The organism is Pareuzebyella sediminis (assembly GCF_008367235.1).
GTDB classification, from domain to species: domain Bacteria; phylum Bacteroidota; class Bacteroidia; order Flavobacteriales; family Flavobacteriaceae; genus Pareuzebyella; species Pareuzebyella sediminis.
The window spans coordinates 413,826-431,300 of the sequence record NZ_VTZS01000003.1; the positions used below are offsets into that span (position 1 = coordinate 413,826).

The 17,475-nt window shown below is 44.0% G+C and carries 12 protein-coding genes; 4 read left to right on the top strand and 8 right to left on the bottom strand.

Annotation, left to right across the window (positions count from 1 at the left end; translation table 11 throughout):
* Positions 1–7 precede the first annotated feature (7 nt).
* Both F2B13_RS12420 and F2B13_RS12425 read right to left on the bottom strand, forming a co-directional pair.
* Positions 8–1,069: a pyridoxal-phosphate dependent enzyme gene (locus F2B13_RS12420; RefSeq protein WP_149273524.1), complete on the bottom strand. Its 1,062-nt coding sequence runs from the start codon at positions 1,067–1,069 to the stop codon at positions 8–10.
* Positions 1,070–1,143: 74 nt separating this feature from the next.
* Entirely contained in the window at positions 1,144–2,181 is a 1,038-nt protein-coding gene (locus tag F2B13_RS12425) for a Kelch repeat-containing protein (RefSeq protein WP_149273525.1), read from the bottom strand.
* A 161-nt stretch (positions 2,182–2,342) separates the two neighbouring features.
* On the opposite strand from F2B13_RS12425, the gene F2B13_RS12430 reads away from it, so the two are divergent.
* Positions 2,343–3,293: a 2-dehydro-3-deoxygalactonokinase gene (locus F2B13_RS12430; RefSeq protein ID WP_149273526.1), complete on the top strand. Its 951-nt coding sequence runs from the start codon at positions 2,343–2,345 to the stop codon at positions 3,291–3,293.
* Positions 3,283–3,933 carry a bifunctional 4-hydroxy-2-oxoglutarate aldolase/2-dehydro-3-deoxy-phosphogluconate aldolase gene (locus tag F2B13_RS12435; RefSeq protein ID WP_149273527.1) on the top strand — a complete coding sequence of 217 codons (651 nt, stop codon included), beginning with the start codon at positions 3,283–3,285 and terminating at the stop codon, positions 3,931–3,933. Before F2B13_RS12430 ends, F2B13_RS12435 begins: the two co-directional genes overlap by 11 nt.
* Before the next feature lie 7 nt (positions 3,934–3,940).
* On the opposite strand, the gene F2B13_RS12440 is transcribed toward F2B13_RS12435, so the two are convergent.
* Together F2B13_RS12440 and F2B13_RS12445 are read right to left on the bottom strand one after the other, a co-directional pair.
* Positions 3,941–5,509, bottom strand: coding sequence for a sulfatase family protein (locus F2B13_RS12440; RefSeq protein WP_149273529.1), 1,569 nt, complete (start codon positions 5,507–5,509; stop codon positions 3,941–3,943).
* 364 nt (positions 5,510–5,873) lie between these two features.
* Positions 5,874–7,409 (bottom strand): serine hydrolase, encoded by a 1,536-nt coding sequence (locus tag F2B13_RS12445; RefSeq protein ID WP_149273531.1) that lies wholly within the window; start codon positions 7,407–7,409, stop codon positions 5,874–5,876.
* A gap of 526 nt (positions 7,410–7,935) precedes the next feature.
* On the opposite strand from F2B13_RS12445, the gene F2B13_RS12450 reads away from it, so the two are divergent.
* Positions 7,936–10,581, top strand: a complete 2,646-nt coding sequence (locus F2B13_RS12450) for an MGH1-like glycoside hydrolase domain-containing protein (protein WP_149304343.1) — start codon at positions 7,936–7,938, stop codon at positions 10,579–10,581.
* A 98-nt stretch (positions 10,582–10,679) separates the two neighbouring features.
* Positions 10,680–11,567: a 3-keto-disaccharide hydrolase gene (locus F2B13_RS12455; RefSeq protein ID WP_149304344.1), complete on the top strand. Its 888-nt coding sequence runs from the start codon at positions 10,680–10,682 to the stop codon at positions 11,565–11,567.
* Between the two features lie 16 nt (positions 11,568–11,583).
* Here F2B13_RS12455 and F2B13_RS12460 read toward each other — a convergent pair whose 3' ends face one another.
* The 4 genes from F2B13_RS12460 to F2B13_RS12475 all read right to left on the bottom strand — a co-directional run bounded on the left by F2B13_RS12460 (position 11,584) and on the right by F2B13_RS12475 (position 17,470).
* Positions 11,584–12,996, bottom strand: coding sequence for a purple acid phosphatase family protein (locus F2B13_RS12460; protein ID WP_149304345.1), 1,413 nt, complete (start codon positions 12,994–12,996; stop codon positions 11,584–11,586).
* A 500-nt stretch (positions 12,997–13,496) separates the two neighbouring features.
* A complete protein-coding gene (locus F2B13_RS12465; RefSeq protein WP_149304346.1) occupies positions 13,497–14,255 on the bottom strand; it encodes a ThuA domain-containing protein in 759 nt (252 codons plus the stop codon).
* A gap of 29 nt (positions 14,256–14,284) precedes the next feature.
* Entirely contained in the window at positions 14,285–16,990 is a 2,706-nt protein-coding gene (locus tag F2B13_RS12470; RefSeq protein ID WP_198440120.1) for a PVC-type heme-binding CxxCH protein, read from the bottom strand.
* A gap of 72 nt (positions 16,991–17,062) precedes the next feature.
* Entirely contained in the window at positions 17,063–17,470 is a 408-nt protein-coding gene (locus tag F2B13_RS12475; protein WP_149304348.1) for a cupin domain-containing protein, read from the bottom strand.
* Positions 17,471–17,475 lie beyond the last annotated feature (5 nt).

Here is a 17,475-nt window from a genome sequence, read left to right on the forward strand (position 1 = left end):
TTTACTATTAATTCTTTGCCGTTAAAACCGCAACAAATCTGTCCGGTTCAAAATTCAATTTTTCGTCAAGTTCCAAAAGTGCGATGAGGCCTGCCGTAGCCGCCGGAAGAATTCGAAATCCTTCTTTTTTTACCAACAGTGCGGTCATCTCTTTTAACTTTTTATCACTAATATTAAAGGCCTCCCCCTCCGATTCCCTAAGCGCGAACAGAGCTTCTTCACCATCGAAACTATGCCAGTTGATCAACGGTTCATTGTACTTGGTCTCCTTAATATGGTTAGGGTCTAGGTCTTTACAATGATCGAGGCCCAATATAAAAGACTGTACTATAGGATTTTTTCGGGAAGAAGATGCCCCTATCATCTTGGGAATACGTGATGTCTTTCCTCTTTTGTACAAACTTACGAAACCCCTATACACTCCTGCGAGCAAAGTACCATTAGAAACAGGAATGGCACAATATTTTGGAGCATCCCCGAGATCCTCGTATATCTCCGAGGCAATTTGGGAATAGGCGGTAATTTGCAACGGGGTATTCGCCCCGCCAGGATTGGCATCGTACCAATCATTTTTTTTCGCCAAGGCACTACTTGCAATGACTACATCTTCATAACTACCGGGTAGCCGGATAATATGGGCTTCCAACACTTCCATCTCAACTATTCGATCGGTATGATACGTTTCCGGAATATATATTCTGCAATGCATACCAGCCAATTGGGACGCCAAGGCCACCGCTACCCCATAATTTCCACAGGTCGCAAGGGACACCGTGTCAAACTCTCTTCGAAGGGCATCATAGACCTGTGCAAAAGCGATGCGGTCTTTTTGCGTTCCCGTTGGGTTGTCTCCTTCATATTTAATATAAAGTTGACGGAAATCAAATTCACGTTCTAAGGACTTTGCCCTGGTAAGCCCTGTGTCTCCCACCTCAAAATTTATAATGTCTTCGTATGATTCTAACCTATCGACCAAAGATTTGGACGTGTCCTTTACAAACTCGCTCAATTTTCGAGTTTCGGAGGACACCTTATTACCTGCGGTTTTGACACCATCTTTTAGATTCATACTCCCTTGGATTACCGACTTAAAAATAGTTGGTTTTTGCCTTTGTTTTGAAGAACATTAGAAGCTCCCTAAACTTATTCTCCATACTTTTCCATACTGGAAAGTTCGGGAGACCCCCCTCGATTTCCACTCCCCGAAGCAATATAAAGTTCATCATCGTACAGAACAAGTCCAGTACCATGGCGGCCTTCCATAAGATTTGGAAGTATTTTCCACTGCTGAGTGGTCAAATCTAACGCCTCTACCTCATCATGTGCCCTGTCTTGCACCGGAGATTCTCCTCCGGCGATTATAATCATTTCATCAAATAAGAGGGCTGCCGTTCCTGCCCGTTCCGTTGGAATATCATTGGATAAGGTGGTCCAGGTGTCGCTCGCAATATCGTAAACCTCTACTTCAGGAATCGTCGCTGCAAAAACATCTTCAGGTACCTTACCTGTATTTCTTCCACCTGCTAGAACTATTTTGTCATCGGCCAAAACGGCTTGAAAGTGGTCGCGTGATCGTGGTGCATCCGACAAAATCTCCCATTCGCCCGTTAAAGGATCATACCGGTCAAGCCACGTTTTATGGTCGCCAATATGTCCGTTCTTGATGCCACATGATATATAAATTTTTCCATTGTGAAGAACATTACCGGTCGAGCCCCTCCTTCGTTCCTCTGGAATTTCATCGCCAACCGACCAAGTATCGGTGGCCGGTTCATATATGTAAATTTTGTCTAAAGGCACTTCATTCGGAAAAGGGCCGGTCATACCCCCGATGATATAAATTTTATCATCGTAAACAACGGGCTGAAAATGGTGTATTTCTATGGGTGGCTTTGACCCCTCGGACCAAATGGCCGTATCGACATCGAATATACTAACCGAGCGCACACCCCGCCCCCCTAATAAGAAGAACTTGCTGCCGACAGCCACGAAGGCCGCTTCGTGCCGTGCAATTAGTTCACTTCCATCACTTGATGTAACCCATTGCCATTTTAGTTCGGACGTTTCATTTGTTATCGGAGGATCGGGCACTTCAGGCGAAGCTATATTTCCATCTTCACCGTCTCCTGTGCAGGAGACAAGACACAAAAAACAACACCATCTCCAAATAAAAGTTTTCATATTTTTACAATTATCCTACGGATTAAAGTATGTACGTATCGTTTTTAAAAGTAGTTTAATTCCACATTGTAAACTATGAAACTAAGTAATCTTTATTGTTCCGTAACATACTATTTTTGTTTCTAAAGAATACTAAAAAATATTAAAGCCCTTAAATTGGTATGACGCTTCCTTCATATTTTATCAGTTGCGATTGGGGTACCACCAACTTTCGGTTGCGTGTTGTGCATACACAGTCATTGCAAGTGATGGAGGAGCGCGCCACGGATCAAGGCGTCAAGTCCGTTTATAGTAGGTATAAGTCCCAAAATGAGCTGAACCAAAAAGAGTTCTATAGGGCATACCTTCTTGATCAGCTCAATTCCCTATCCCCAACACATAGACATCACATGGTAGTTTTATCGGGTATGGGTACCTCAAGCATTGGACTTTGCGAGCTCGACTATTCATCTATGCCCTTTGATTCGGAGGGCACTGCACTTACTTGGGAAATCCGAAAACTTAGGGATAAGCAGCAGATGTTGCTCATATCTGGAATAAAAAGCGAAACAGGCATGATGCGGGGCGAAGAAGTACAAGCGATAGGACTAACCGATTATATGGACGCTTATGGACCGGGCACCCTGATCTTGCCCGGTACCCATTCGAAACATCTTACCTACAAAAATGGTCAGTTTCATACCATGCGAAATTATATGACCGGAGAACTCTTCGAAGTGTTGAGCCAAAAAAGTATTTTGGCGAACTCTATCGAATTTTGCACTTTGAGTGTAGTAGAGGAAAGAGCCTTTAGAGAAGGGTTAGCGCTGGGCTTTGAGAACAAGCTCTCGTCGAGCCTACTCATGATACGTGCGAAAGACGTCGTAGCACATGGAAGTAAAACAGAGAATTATTATTTCTTGAGCGGCCTACTCATAGGCGACGAGTTGTGCTATTTAAAAAACTTACAGGAACATCTCTTTCTGGCGGCTCCAAGGGCGGTATATCCTTTATATAAAATGGCGCTTGAATCACTTATAGCCCCTGAAAAATTGGTGTTATTCGATGAAGAACATGTACTAATGGGCTTACTTGGGGGCCAAAAAAAAATACTACGACAGCATGCAGGATAACGCTCAATTTTCATGGAAAAACTATGAAAAAACACCAATAATAGGAATCATTAGAGGGTTTGATAGTGAAATCGTCAAACCGTTGGCGCAAGCCTACATCAATGCGGGTTTTTACACCTTGGAGGTAACTATGAATACTAAAGGTGTTACGCGCATGATTGAGGATTTACGGTCATCTTTTCCTGACTTAAATATCGGTGCGGGTACCGTTTGTACACTCCGTGATTTCGACAAAGCCATTGCCTCAGGAGCTCAATTTATCGTTACCCCGATTTTGAACGAAGAAGTTATCAAAAAAGCCGTAAAAGCCAAAATTCCTATTTTCCCAGGGGCTTATACCCCTACAGAAATTTATAAGGCATGGTCCCTTGGGGCCTCTGCGGTTAAAATTTTTCCCGCTACACAACTTGGCCCTAAATTCATAAAAGAAGTGATGGCTCCTTTGGATATGGTTAAAGTAGTACCGACCGGTGGGGTTTCACATGCCAATATCAAATCTTTTTTCGAGTTCGGTGCTTTCGGTGTCGGAATGGGAAGTTCCTTATTTGACAAAGATCTAATAACCCAAAGAAATTTTGAAGGATTGGAGCAACACTTCAAAAGCCTCAAAGACGAGATACGGCAATTTTGTGTGCCATAGAATGGCATTATTTTAGCTCAATTTGCTCAATACCTCCGTAATCTTTACCCCTGATGGCCTCAAAATCTTCAATCAGCTCTTGCAGCCTTTCTGGGTTTTCTTTCGCCAGGTTATTGGTTTGACCAAGATCTTTGCTAAGGTCGTACAGCTGATATTGATCAGAATTTCCCACTTCGATGTTAACCGACTCTAATAAGGCAGGCCCCTTATAAGGGGGTATGAGCACCCAATTTCCTTTTCGGAAAGCTGTTCTTGAAGTGGCTTCGAGTACTAGCGCATCACGGCCATTTTCACTTTCCCCCAATAGTACGTTGGTCAGAGGCTGGCTGTCATCGCCCCTTGCGCTACTTCCGACCAATTCAGCCAAAGAAGATAGCAGGTCTAGCTGTGATATCAGGGCGTTCGAAACCATGGGTTCTATTTGACCTTTCCAATATGCAAAGAAAGGAACCCTTGTGCCCGCATCGAACAAACTGTATTTTCCACCTCGAAGCGGCCCTTTCGGGTTATGGTCTCCCAATTTTTCAACGGCATCGTCGTAATAACCATCATTGAGAACAGGCCCGTTATCACTCGAAAAAATAATCAAAGTATTTTCCAAAATGCCCTCATTTTGCAATGTTTTTACGAACTCTCCGACACACCAATCTGCCTCTACGATTACATCGCCTCGCGGACCCATTCCGGAAGACCCTACAAACCTGGGATGTGGTGTGCGCGGCACATGAGGTTGTTGTAACGCATAGTAAAGAAAAAAAGGTTCGTCCTTATGTTGCCTAATATATTCTTGAGCTTCGTTCAAAAAATAATCGGCCATATCTTCATCGACCCATTTGGCCGCCTCGCCCCCTTTCATGAATCCTATTCTCGGAATACCATTCACAATACTGTTATTATGCCCGTGGTGCCATTTCATTTTCAAAAGCTCCGGATTGTCTTTCCCTGTAGGTTCCCCTGGAAAATTATTGCTATAGTCAACCTGAATGGGGTCCGCCGGATCTAAATTGACCACATGGCCATTCTCAATATAAACTGTCGGCACTCGGTCTTGCGTAGCGGCCAGTATATGACTATAATCAAAGCCAACCTCATTCGGGCCAGGTGTTATCTTTTGGTTCCAATCTACATTACCGTTACCAAGGCCTAAATGCCATTTGCCCACAATACCCGTGAAGTATCCTTGATTCTTTAGGATTTTCGGTATGGTGATTTGTGACGTATCGATAATCAATGGAGCCGTGCCAGGTAATATTTTTGCGTTTTTATTACGCCATGGATAAACACCTGTAAGCAAGGCATAGCGACTCGGGGTACAAGTAGCCGATGAAGCATAACCGTTGATAAACCGAACCCCACCATTGGCCAACTTGTCAAGATTTGGAGTCTTAAGTTCCGTGGCCCCATAAGCTCCAAGTTCGCCATACCCTAAATCATCGGCATAAATAATAACGATATTGGGTTTTTTAGTATCATTATCGGCTACGGCCTCTTTCGATTTTTTACCGTTTTGACACGAAGTCAATATACATAGGACAAAACAGAGAAAGTATAAATGGAGTGATTGATGTTTTTTCATGATGCTTGTTGACAATTTTTTCCTGAACTTCCATTTAGGGCGTTCGTTTTTCAAATCTAACTGAAAATTATCTTTTACAAAACTTAATCCTAATTTGCAAAGGCGGCCAAGATTGCAATGACCGTAGGCCCGAATAGAAAATGAATGTATACGGGCTAACTTTCCCTGGTTTATTTTTACTTTCCTGTACCAATAACGGCGTTTCGGATTGCACAAGCTACCTTTTGAATACCGCAATTTTGAAGGTTAAGGTTCAGCAAGGCTGTTAGAATTCCAGCACATAAGTAACCGCTGTCATGTGCCAAAAGACATTGTTCTTATCTGCCATAGCGTCTCAAATGTGTCCTCGTATTCCAATAAAATCCTATTCTCTCTTATAGGGCCTAATTTCCTCAAAAAAGAAATCGTCATTGGGCACATCAAAATCAAAACCGGTGACCTTCAAATCACTGTCTGAATTAATTTTTATGGTACCAAAATCAAACCATGCCTGCGGAAAATCCCAATGAATTTCCCAAACGTCATAATGCCAATGGGTAAGTGTTGCGGATAGTAATGGATAGTGCTCAAAGGTCAAACGCAATTGACCTTTTTCCTCAATTATTTCAATTTCTCCGCACATATTCGACATATACTTCCCGATAAAATTTTGGGGGGAGATAATGGGATTCGTATTAAGCGCTCTTTTAGCCCTACGGTCGGCGACACGTGTATCTTCTCGCGCGGCTTTATGATATCTTTTTAACAGGTCAGCCGACCAATCTTTGGTTTCAATTCCCAGAAAAGTATCTATGGCATAATAGGTGGCAGCCATTATCGGGCTATTTGGGCCATTGGTCAACACTATCACACCGAGATTCTCGTCTGGAATAAGTGTAAGTGCGGTAATCATACCATCATATCCGCCTGTATGCCCTACTTTCAGTCTACAATGATAATCACTCAGACCCCAACCTAACCCGTAAGCGCTGAAATGTCTGTTGAAATCATTTGAAGATGTATGGTCTATTAGGTGATTATTATGTGGGGTCCATACCATATTTCTAGTGCTTGTGGTCAATAAGGTGTCTCCTTCAAGAATACCATTATTCAAATTGAAAATCATCCATTTTGAAAGATCCTCGACGCTTGATATCAGCCCTCCAGTGGAAGCCACATTATCCCAATTTACCCAAGGAATAACTTCATTTTTATCGTTCCTTCGGATATGCGGCGAAGCATAATTCCCTTTCTGGGAAAGGTTTTTGATGGAGGTCAGCGTTCGGTCCATTTGAAGAGGAATCAGAATACGTTCCCTCACATTTTCAGCCCAGCTTTTCCCTGTGATGGATTCGATCAATTCTCCTGCGGTAATGTACATAAGATTCGAATACCCATAGCCGGCCCTAAACTCATAAGCCTGGGGCACATATTTAATTCTTTTGACGATTTCCTTAGTGGAGAAATCGGCTTTATACCAAATATTATCTCCACTGAACGTACCCAAACCACTTCGATGACTCAAAATATCCCTAATGGTCATATGGTCGCTTACCCAAGAATCGTACATTGCGAAATAGGGCAGGTACTTTTTTACCTTATCATTCCAATCTAACTTTCCTTCCTGTACCAACATACCTATCAGGGCCGAGGTAAATGCCTTTGAATTAGAGGCTATGGCATACAAGGTATGCGCGTTGGGTTTTTCGTTTTTACCAACCTCCAACACCCCGTAATTACCGGTAAAAACCAATTCTCCATCCTTTACGATTCCTATAACAGCACTGGGAACGTCCCAATCCTTGACCATTTGAACATAATAGCGGTCAAGGGCGTCGAAATCGACATTCAATTTCTTTTGTGAAAAAGTTTCTACTGACAGCAGCAGGAAGGAGCAGATAAGTAGTATAGCGTTCTTCATAATGTAGCCAATTAAGTATTTCCATTCCATATGGAAGGCCAAGTGGGCACCTAGTAAATGTACAAAAAATCAGTGCCGCAAACTTTGATAAGGGTGCCGGAGCCCTATAAATGATTAAGAAGAAAATAAACCCGTAATTTAAGAACCCGACCGACCTCAAACTAGGTTTTCAGCACAATAAGGTCGGAAAAAGTGTGCCAGTGTTCCGAAAAAGAGATAGTTTGAGCGCTTTGAAATCGGTTTGAAGTTTCTACAAGATCTCGCCTCTTTTTTTATAAACAAGACAAGGTACATTGGGGGAATCCCCAAAACTTAATAGGATTATATCGATGAAATATTTGCAGTTTTACAGTGTGTCAACTCCTTATTTGTCAATATTTATAGGTCCCCTTTTGGAATTTGACAAAACAAATTAAAGGGTGAAGAGAGTCTATAGTAGCGATAAAATTAAGATGTACTTTTAAGGTTTATTAGCTTAAACATTATACTCCGTAAAGAAGGCGTATACCCAAATAAAAAACAGTAAATGGTTCAAAACGGGATAGAAGCACAGCGATTAGCGGTATCCAAAAATTACAAAAATTGGAAAAAATGGGGCCCCTATTTAGCGGAAAGACAATGGGGAACCGTTCGGGAAGATTATAGTACACATGGACAAGCTTGGGATTTTGTCGATCATGAAAAAGCCCGTAGCAATGCGTACCGATGGGGTGAAGAAGGTATCGCGGGCTTCTGCGACGCAAGGGAAATCTTGTGTCTTGCCCCTGCCTTTTGGAATGGAAAAGACCCCATCTTGAAAGAGCGCTTGTTCGGACTTACCAATAATCAGGGCAATCACGGAGAGGATGTTAAGGATCTCTATTTTCATCAAGTGTCTTCACCTACACATTCGTATTGCAAATACCTCTATAAATATCCCCATAGGGCGTTTCCTTATGAAATGCTGGTCGAGAAGAACCAACGTAGCCGCGAAGAACCTGAATATGAATTATTAGATACCAATGCCTTTAAGAATAATGCCTATTTCGATTGCTATATCGAATATGCCAAGGCAGATGTAGATGACATTCTTATGAGGGTCACCATTGTCAATCGAGGGTCTAAATCGTCCATGATCCATGTGCTACCCCATCTTTGGTTTCGAAATTTTTGGAAACATAACAAGCGGTTTTCAAGGCCTTCAATGAGCGCTATCGCCGATGATTGTGTACTATCTCGAAGTACTAGAAACGGACGGTACTACCTATACCATCAAAAAGGCCAACAGCTTTTTTGTGAAAACGAAACCAACAACGAACGCATTTATAATGTTGCCAACGAAGTGGATTACGTCAAAGACGGTATCAATGATTTTGTCATTGACCATAAACCAAGTGTCAATCCTGATAAAAAAGGGTCAAAATTCGCTGTATGGCATAAGTTCAGATTAAAGGCAGGCCAAGAAAAAACAATAAAGGTACGTCTTAGCAAGAAAAAATTACCGACGCCCTTTACCGATTTTGACGAAATATTCGACAACCGAATCAAGGAATGCGAAGCATTTTACAACGAAACGCTATACGAAAGTATGCCCGAAGCCCATAGAACCATAGCCAAACGTGCATTTTCAGGCTTACTATGGACGAAGCAATTCTATTACTATGACGTTTTCAAATGGCTTTTTGGCGGGCCGGGTGAACCATCTCCATATCGCTATAGTCCGCGAAATCATAGTTGGCAACATCTGACCAATCGCCATGTCATCTCCATGCCTGATAAATGGGAGTACCCTTGGTATGCAGCATGGGACCTCGCATTTCATACCGCTTCATTTGCCGAGATTGACCCATATTTCGCCAAAGAGCAATTATTACTGGTACTTCGCGAAAATTATATGCATCCCAATGGTCAAATCCCCGCTTACGAATGGAACTTCAGCGATGTTAACCCACCCGTACATTCATGGGCGGTTTGGACGGTATATCAAAAAGACAAGAAATGTAGTGGGGTAGGTGACAATGCTTTTTTGGAAAAGGCGTTCCAAAAACTACTTATCAATTTCACTTGGTGGGTCAACCAGAAAGATAAGCATGGCACCGATCTTTTTGAAGGTGGATTTTTAGGTCTTGATAACATTGGGGTCTTTGACAGAAACCATATGCCCCCAGGTATAACCAGAATGCAGCAGGCAGATGCCACCAGTTGGATGGCCATGTTTACACTTAATATGCTACGCATGTCTTTGGAATTGGCAAAAACGAACGGAGCTTATGAGGAAGCAGCGGCCAAATTTTTCAGACATTTTTTGAACATCGCTTGGGCCATGCACCACATCGGAAAAAAAGACATCTCCCTTTGGGACGATGAGGACAATTTTTATTACGATGTCGTAGAAATGTCAAGTGGTATGACCGATAGGTTAAAGGTGCGTTCCCTCGTTGGGATTATACCAATGTTCGCAGTCGAAATTATACATAAAGATCTTTTTGAGCAGTTAAAGGAATTCAAAATCAGGGCCGCCGAAATTGTAAGGACCCGACCCGATCTTGCTTCGTTGATCTCACGTATCGAAGAGGCCAATCCCCATGGAAAATACCTCTTTTCCATTATGCGGGGATTTCGGCTGGAACATCTTTTAAAAAGGCTTTTGGACGAGAACGAATTTTTGTCGGATTTCGGTATTCGGTCCCTTTCCAAACATCACAAAGAACATCCTTTCGTTTTCGAATATCACGGGCACCATAGAATTCAATATGAACCCGGAGAGAGCAGTTCAAGCATGTTCGGTGGAAACTCGAATTGGCGGGGACCTATTTGGATGCCCCTGAATTACATGATTATTCAATCTCTTCGTAAATATTACAGGTATTATGGCCCTACATACGTTTACGAATTTCCTACGGGTTCGGGAATTAAAATGAACCTCAAAGAAATTGCCCATGAACTGAGCAAGAGACTCATTACCCTTTTTGAACGTAACGACGAGGGTAAATTTCAATATCATTCAGATGACCCCAACAACCTTTTTACAAAAGACGAACATTTTAGAAACCAACATCTTTTTTACGAATTTTTTGATGGCGATACCGGAAAAGGATTAGGAGCCTCGCATCAAACAGGATGGACTGCCTTGATCGCCAACCTTATCATGGAAATCCAAGAGGAAAATGAAGAGGAGGCAGAGAAAAAATAATCTATACTGACGTTGATGATTCATTGCCTTCTTCGTGATTGCTACAAAGCTTCGAGAATACGCAATTATGTGTATCTTTCTGGAAATTTTAGTTCGCCATGAAACCATCCACAAAAATATTTTCTGGGGCCCGCGTGGCCGCATTTATACTTGTAACCGCCTTTTTATTAAAAGCGTGCAAGCAGCCCTCTAACGACACTAGCGAAAAAGAAGAATGGATTACCTTATTTGACGGATCTAACATGAATCAATGGACCCCAAAGTTTGCGGGTTATAAATTAGGGGAAAACTATAAAAATCGGTTTCAAGTCAAAGACAGCCTTCTGAGCGTTCGCTACGCCAAAAAAGATACTTTTAAAGAAGATTTTGGACATCTTTATTACAACAAAAAGTTCTCCTACTATCGCCTTAAAGCTGTTTATCGTTTTGTGGGCGATCAACAAACCAACGGACCAGGGTGGGCCTTTCGAAACAATGGTTTGATGCTACATTGTCAAGACCCCAAAACTTTAGGCCTAGACCAAGATTTTCCGATTTCACTTGAACTTCAATTATTGGGCGGAGATGGTGAACACGAACGAACGAACGCCAATTTATGTACCCCAGGAACAAATGTGGTGCTTGGTGATACGTTGTTCACCCCCCATTGTATAAATTCTACATCAAAGACTTATCCAGGCGATCAGTGGGTCGAAGTTGAGGCCCTTGTGCTCGGCGACTCCCTTATTCAACATATTTTAGAGGACAAGGTCGTTATGGAATATCGAAATCCAACCATTGGCGGGGGCAATGTAGGTGGTTATCAAGAAGCTGTATATGAAGAAGGAAAACCGGTCAAAGAGGGGTACATATCCATACAGGCGGAGACGCATCCTATCGACTTTAAGTCCATAGAACTATTGAACCTCTGTGGATGTATGGACAAAGAAGCGAAAAACTACAAATCGTATTACGTTAAAGCCGACAATACTACTTGCGTGTATTAAGCTTTCAAACGCACCCTCATTCCGGGTTAATAAAATCTTTTCGTAAACGAACCGGGGTTTTAGGAACCTTGTTAATCAATTTCTTTTTACCATTTTTACCGCCCTTCTTAATAAGTTCAAAAGCATCGTAAAGAGTTCCTAAAGGCGTATACGCCCCATATGTTATCTTGTCCTTCGAAACTGTTATGATTTGAAAAAGCTGGGTATATTCTCCCCTGCGAACCATCCATTCTTGGTCCTGTGATTCATACATTTTGGGGCCGCTTACCGATACTGCATACACGGTACCAGCGTCATTAACCTTGGTAAGGCCTTTACCTTCGTTTTCAATATACCCTCTGGCATAGGTATGGTCGTGTCCTTGCAGTACCAAATCTACCTTGTACTTGTCAATTAAGGGTTTCAGGGCTTCCCTAAGCTCTTTATTATCTCTTCCTACGGCGGTCGAATAGATCGGATAATGCATGGTTATAGCAGTCCATTTCTTTGTGTTCGCATTTAGCACCGAATCCAACCATTGGGTTTGGGCCACGCGGGCTTCCTTGCTTTCATCAAAGCCTTCTGCGTCTATGGAAATCAACTTCATGTCTTGGTACTCTAAAGCGTAGCACGTTTCCTTCAACGCCTCAATTGGGCCATTTTCAGGCAATGTAAACTGGGGTCTCCATAAAGCAGACAATACACCATCACGGTACTCATGATTTCCCGGGGTCATTACACTAGGTACTGTGGCATGTATAAAACTTCCCGCATAAAACCACTCGCCCCATTCGAGGTTTGCATCCCGGTCATTAATCAAATCCCCCGCATGGAGCATAAAATTTACCTCAGGAAACTGTCTGTACGAATTTCGAATAACCCTTGACCACATCGATTTGACATTATTTTGGGCATCGCCAAAATAGATGAAGCTAAAAGGCTTTTCCATATCGGTATAGGCGGTAGTATATTGAAACCACTCGCTCCAATAACTATCATCGTTCGCTCCACTCCCTACCCGATATACATATGTCGTATGTGGTTGGAGGCCAGTAACCAAAGCTGAATGGTACGTCGCTTTTACCAAGGGTTCTCTTCGGTTCTGGTTTTCAAACTTTTCCGAAGTCGCTTTTATGGTACGTACACCGTCAAGTAAAAATTCTGGACCGTCGGTTGCCATTGCAATCTGCACCTCGCCATTGTCAACCTGTTGTTCCGTACGCCAATTAACGGCAAAACTATGGGCCGGATCCACCGTTAAATTCGCAATGACCCTGTCGGGCGTCTTCGAGGGAAAAAGCAATTTATGCGGCACAAGGGAATCATGCTCAGCGTAATGGGAATGATTCGGAACGTAATGCGAATGTGTGTGGGATTCTTCTTGTGCTCTACCAAAAGTAAAAATTGAAATAACCAAAAATAGGGTATAGTATAAGCTGTGTCTGAACATAGTATATTATAGTGTAGAATATTTAATGCATTCAAAGCTATTGTTTACTTCAATCAAAAACAACATTGCAGGGTTATTCCAATAAAAAATCTCAATCCATAGCATGAAGCACGGAATCACGTAATTAATTGCAATCTCAAGAAAGTCCCAAAAATCAAGTGCTGAAATACTGAAAATGAACGCTTTGGTGCACTTTTAATGGTTTTAATCTTAAGGTCTTCATGAAAACCTCTGTTATATCTTTGAATAATAATTCCTCTTGCCATAGATTCAAGATTAGCTTAGGACCCTCGTCCCATCCACAGGCCAAGCAATTGCAAGTCGACCTGTATCTATACGTATCTCGGTATCATTTTCGTTCAGATTTTTAGGCAATAGGACTTCTATCTGCCCCCGTACCAAAAAGGCAAAAAACAAGAATATTATAACCAACGCTTTTTTCATTAAACTGACTTCTTGAAATTACAGGATCCTTGAAATGGAGGGCCAAAATACCTTCGTTAGTTTTTTACCCATTCGAGGCTATTTTTAAGAATCGTCCGATAGGCTTGAAGATCATGGGCCCGTTCATCATGACCCAATGTGTTGCCTACGATGGTCGCTTTAGGATGTTTGACCACCCACACCACAGGAAATTCTTCCCCCGACTCCAAGCCTTTGCCAACCGCTAACACCTCGATATCGGTACCTTGGGGATCCCTCTCCCATCGGTAGAGCTCATCGACGATTCGAAATGTTTTCGGAACGCCTTTCATTATGGGATGATCAGGTTTGGAAACTATAACCTCAAACTCCTGCAAGGCTTCGTGCGACCTTGAACCTCCACCGACAAGTTCTCGATTGTATTGTGGCCAATCTTCCCAGTTATACCATGTACTTGGATGATTGATCAATAAATTCAATCGGCCCTGATCGACTTCTTCGAAGATGGTCTTCTTGACCTCGTCGCCCAAGGGTTGGTTATTGGTCAACATTAAGATATCAACGACGGGAACTAAATCGCCGATTTCTTTTACGTCCTCAGTGTAAATGACAGTATGCTGTCCGCTCTCGCTTAACAGCTCACCATCTGCAATTCCGAAAAATTTCAAAAAATCATGGGAGCCCCCTCCACCAGTAATAGCAATCTTTGTCGCTTGTTTGTCTTGCGAAATAAAATGTCCTGCCGATTTATCCGTAGTATAGGAGTTGGGTAGGTTCTGGGTCTTACAGCCTAGGCATGTACCTAATACAATCAATACAATTATGTTTCTTTTCATTTTGTGTTTTTATCTATTTCAGTTACTTTTTAAGCCTCTATATCGGACGAATCGGGTGCGGTTACTATAATTTCACCTTGCATAAACCGCCAATGCCCGGGAAACGTACAAACAAACGGGTATGTGCCGGGCTCGTCCGGTAGTGTCAGTATAATCGATTCGCTCTCGTTCGGATCCAACATCGTTGTAGCCTTCAACACGTATCGGGATTTTGGCACATAATCCATTTTTTCGGCTTCGGGTGTGGCTACGAATTTATCGACCAATGGACCAAAAACATCAAGGGTTCCAGGCGAAATGACCACCAAATTATGGGGCATCTGATCTTTGTTCTCCAATCTGATTTCGATGGTTTGTCCCGCTTTCGCCCTTAGAACCGTTTTATCGAATGCCATTTCCTGTGGCACCGTTTTAATATCAAAAACAATATCTGCTTTGACATCACCTACTTTTCCTATGCCCACATCAACATATTGGTCTCCTCCGGTATTCACACAGCGCACCGCTATCACATTTTTCCCTGTTTTAAAAAGTTTGCCTTTTTCTTTGTCAAGCCGTATGTACTTATACACTCGTCCGCTCGAACCGGCCTCCGCCATAAGCTGCTGACCGTTGATAAAGATCTCATAGTCATCATCGTGTGCTATTTTAAGAACGGGTTCATCTATGGCTTCACCGATTTGAACTTCTTTTCTCAACCATAGCTCTTTGGTAGTCCATTGGGTCTTGGCCTCCTCAATATTCTTGCCCCCAAACATACCTTCACCCGTTTCCCACGCTGTGTCGTCAAAACCTGCTGTCGTCCAATCTTCTCGTGGTTCATTCTCGGTGTAATGCCACACGGATTTCCCCTCCTGGGCCGAAGGGATGACCATCTCCACGGATGCTTCGTCAATAGTTTCGTAATTAAGCTCCCTGAAGTACATTTTCGCTGCCGACTTAAGCCATTTATCGGAGATAACGTCGGGGTCGGCCAACACCTTTTCCATTTCTGTATAGAGGCCGGCCGATTCCGGTAGTTCGCTAGCCCTAACAATGGCGGCCAGCCTAATCTGTGGGTTATTATGGGCCAATAGACCGGACTCGACCAATGTCTCGCTCCCCAAGGTCGTCTCTGGAAGCAGGGCCATGGCTGCACGTTTCACGGCGAAACTTTCGCTCTCTAGGCCTCTGACCAGGGTCTCGTGGACTTCGTTCTGCCCATCGAAGGCGCCCAGTCCGTCCAGCGTCCAAAGGGCATGCAACGCCGGTGCGTTAAGGCCATTCCCGTCAGTGTTTTCTCCGTTCACCGCCAGACTGAGCAAATTGGGCCTCAGCTCCTCTTTATGTTCTTCCACGATTAGTCGCTGGGCGGTTATCCTCCAGAAGAGGTTATCACTCTGCAGCGCCTCAAGTAACGCCTCGTTGTCGTTCCGATCCAGTCTGGTAATTTCAGAATCGTCCCTATCATCGTATTTAACGATATAGATACGTCCGTGGCCATAATCCCGCAAGGGGTTGATATGGGCGTTACCCTCACCTTTGTCGGCGTTCCAGATTTGATTTTCCATCCCCCGCTTATCGGGATTGTGTTGGATGACCGCATTGTACCAATCGGCTACCCATAAGTTGCCATCGGGGCCGGTCTCGGCGAAGACCGGGGCCGTCCACGCATCGGTACTAGCAAAAATATTGCCCCCATCGACTTCCTTATAGCCCGCTCCGTCCGTGACGATCTTTGCGATATGCACCAGATGGCCAGTGGGCTCGCAGACGTACATTTGGTTGCGGTACGCTTCCGGGTAGTTCCGGGCCGTATAAAAATTAGCGCCCGCCGCCGCGGTATAGCCCCCCCTGACGTCAACCTGTTGCAAGGGAACGGTGCCGACCGGGGAAATTTCATAATGCCCCTGTATAAAGTCTGCGTTGAGCGCCCATTCGGGCCTCTTTTCCAAATAAGCATAGTGTTTCAAGGGAATACCCACATAACAGGCGTGGTTGTTGTTGGCCGTCGAACCGAAAATCTCGAAATTCTCATTATACCCCATCCCCCATGTATTGTTGTCGAACTGGCCCACCGGCTCAAGAAAGGAACCGTCCTTGCCGAAACGGTAGACCCCCCTTTCGAATTTTACGGGGTTCCCGTCGAAATCGTTCTCAAAGCCCGAATAGCCGACGGCCCCCCAAAGGGCGTTGTCGATCCCGTAACGGAGGCTGGAGGGCCCTGCATGGGTGTCGAATGTGCCGAAGCCGTCAAAGAGCACCGTACGCTTGTCCATTTTGTCATCGCCATCGGTGTCTTCCAAAAAAACCATTTCCGGTGCCTGGGATACTATAGCACCGCCCTTAACCAAGACTATACCGGTCGATAGACTTTGTTCGGTCGCGAAATCGGTGAAAATATCGGCCTTGCCATCGCCATCGGTATCCTCACAAATGGTAATGCGGTCACCGCCCACATCATTGGCCAGGTCGTGTGGGTAATCCTTTGATTGTACCACCCAGAGCCTTCCCCTCTCATCCCAGGTAAAGGCGATGGGATTGATGATATTTGGCTCGGCCGCGAACAGATGTGCGCTAAAGCCTTCGGGAAGCTGGATATGTCTTTGGGAATCCTCGGGCGACAAGGGGTCCTGCACCCTAGGTTCATCGCCCGAATAGGTCAACGGGGGCGGTGGCTGCTTCGTTCCTGTACAGGCCATAAAAAAAAGCGTTCCGCAAAGCACGGTCAGAACATCGGTTTTCATTTTTTTCATCTTTATATCTTTTTGCATTTCTCGGCAACGTTCCTCGGCCCGCTACCCAATCTGTTATCGCTCACCTACATCCTATTTCGATCGGTAGCTGGCATAGGGCTCCTCGTCGCTCACATCGAGGGTGCCGGCCGCCCAACCCTCAGGAGGGGAGAGCACGGCCAAAAACTCGAGCGGCCCCTCGCCTGCATTGAAGGTGCCGTGCACCACATCGGCATCGATGTAGATCGAGTCACCTTCCTCCAGATATTGCATTTCACCTTCGATCCATTGTTCGGCCCTTCCTTTCAGGATGTAAAGGATCTCGTGCATTTCGGGATGCCTGTGGAAATCGTGCCCCTTACCTTCGGGCACCACCACTTTGACCATATAGGAGCGGACCCCTTCGATTGTGTCAGGATGGTAATGCCAATAGTGGTCCCTACCAAACGCCTGTTCGAACATCAGATCCTTTTCCTTGCTGAATTTCCATTGCTCTGGCATTGCTG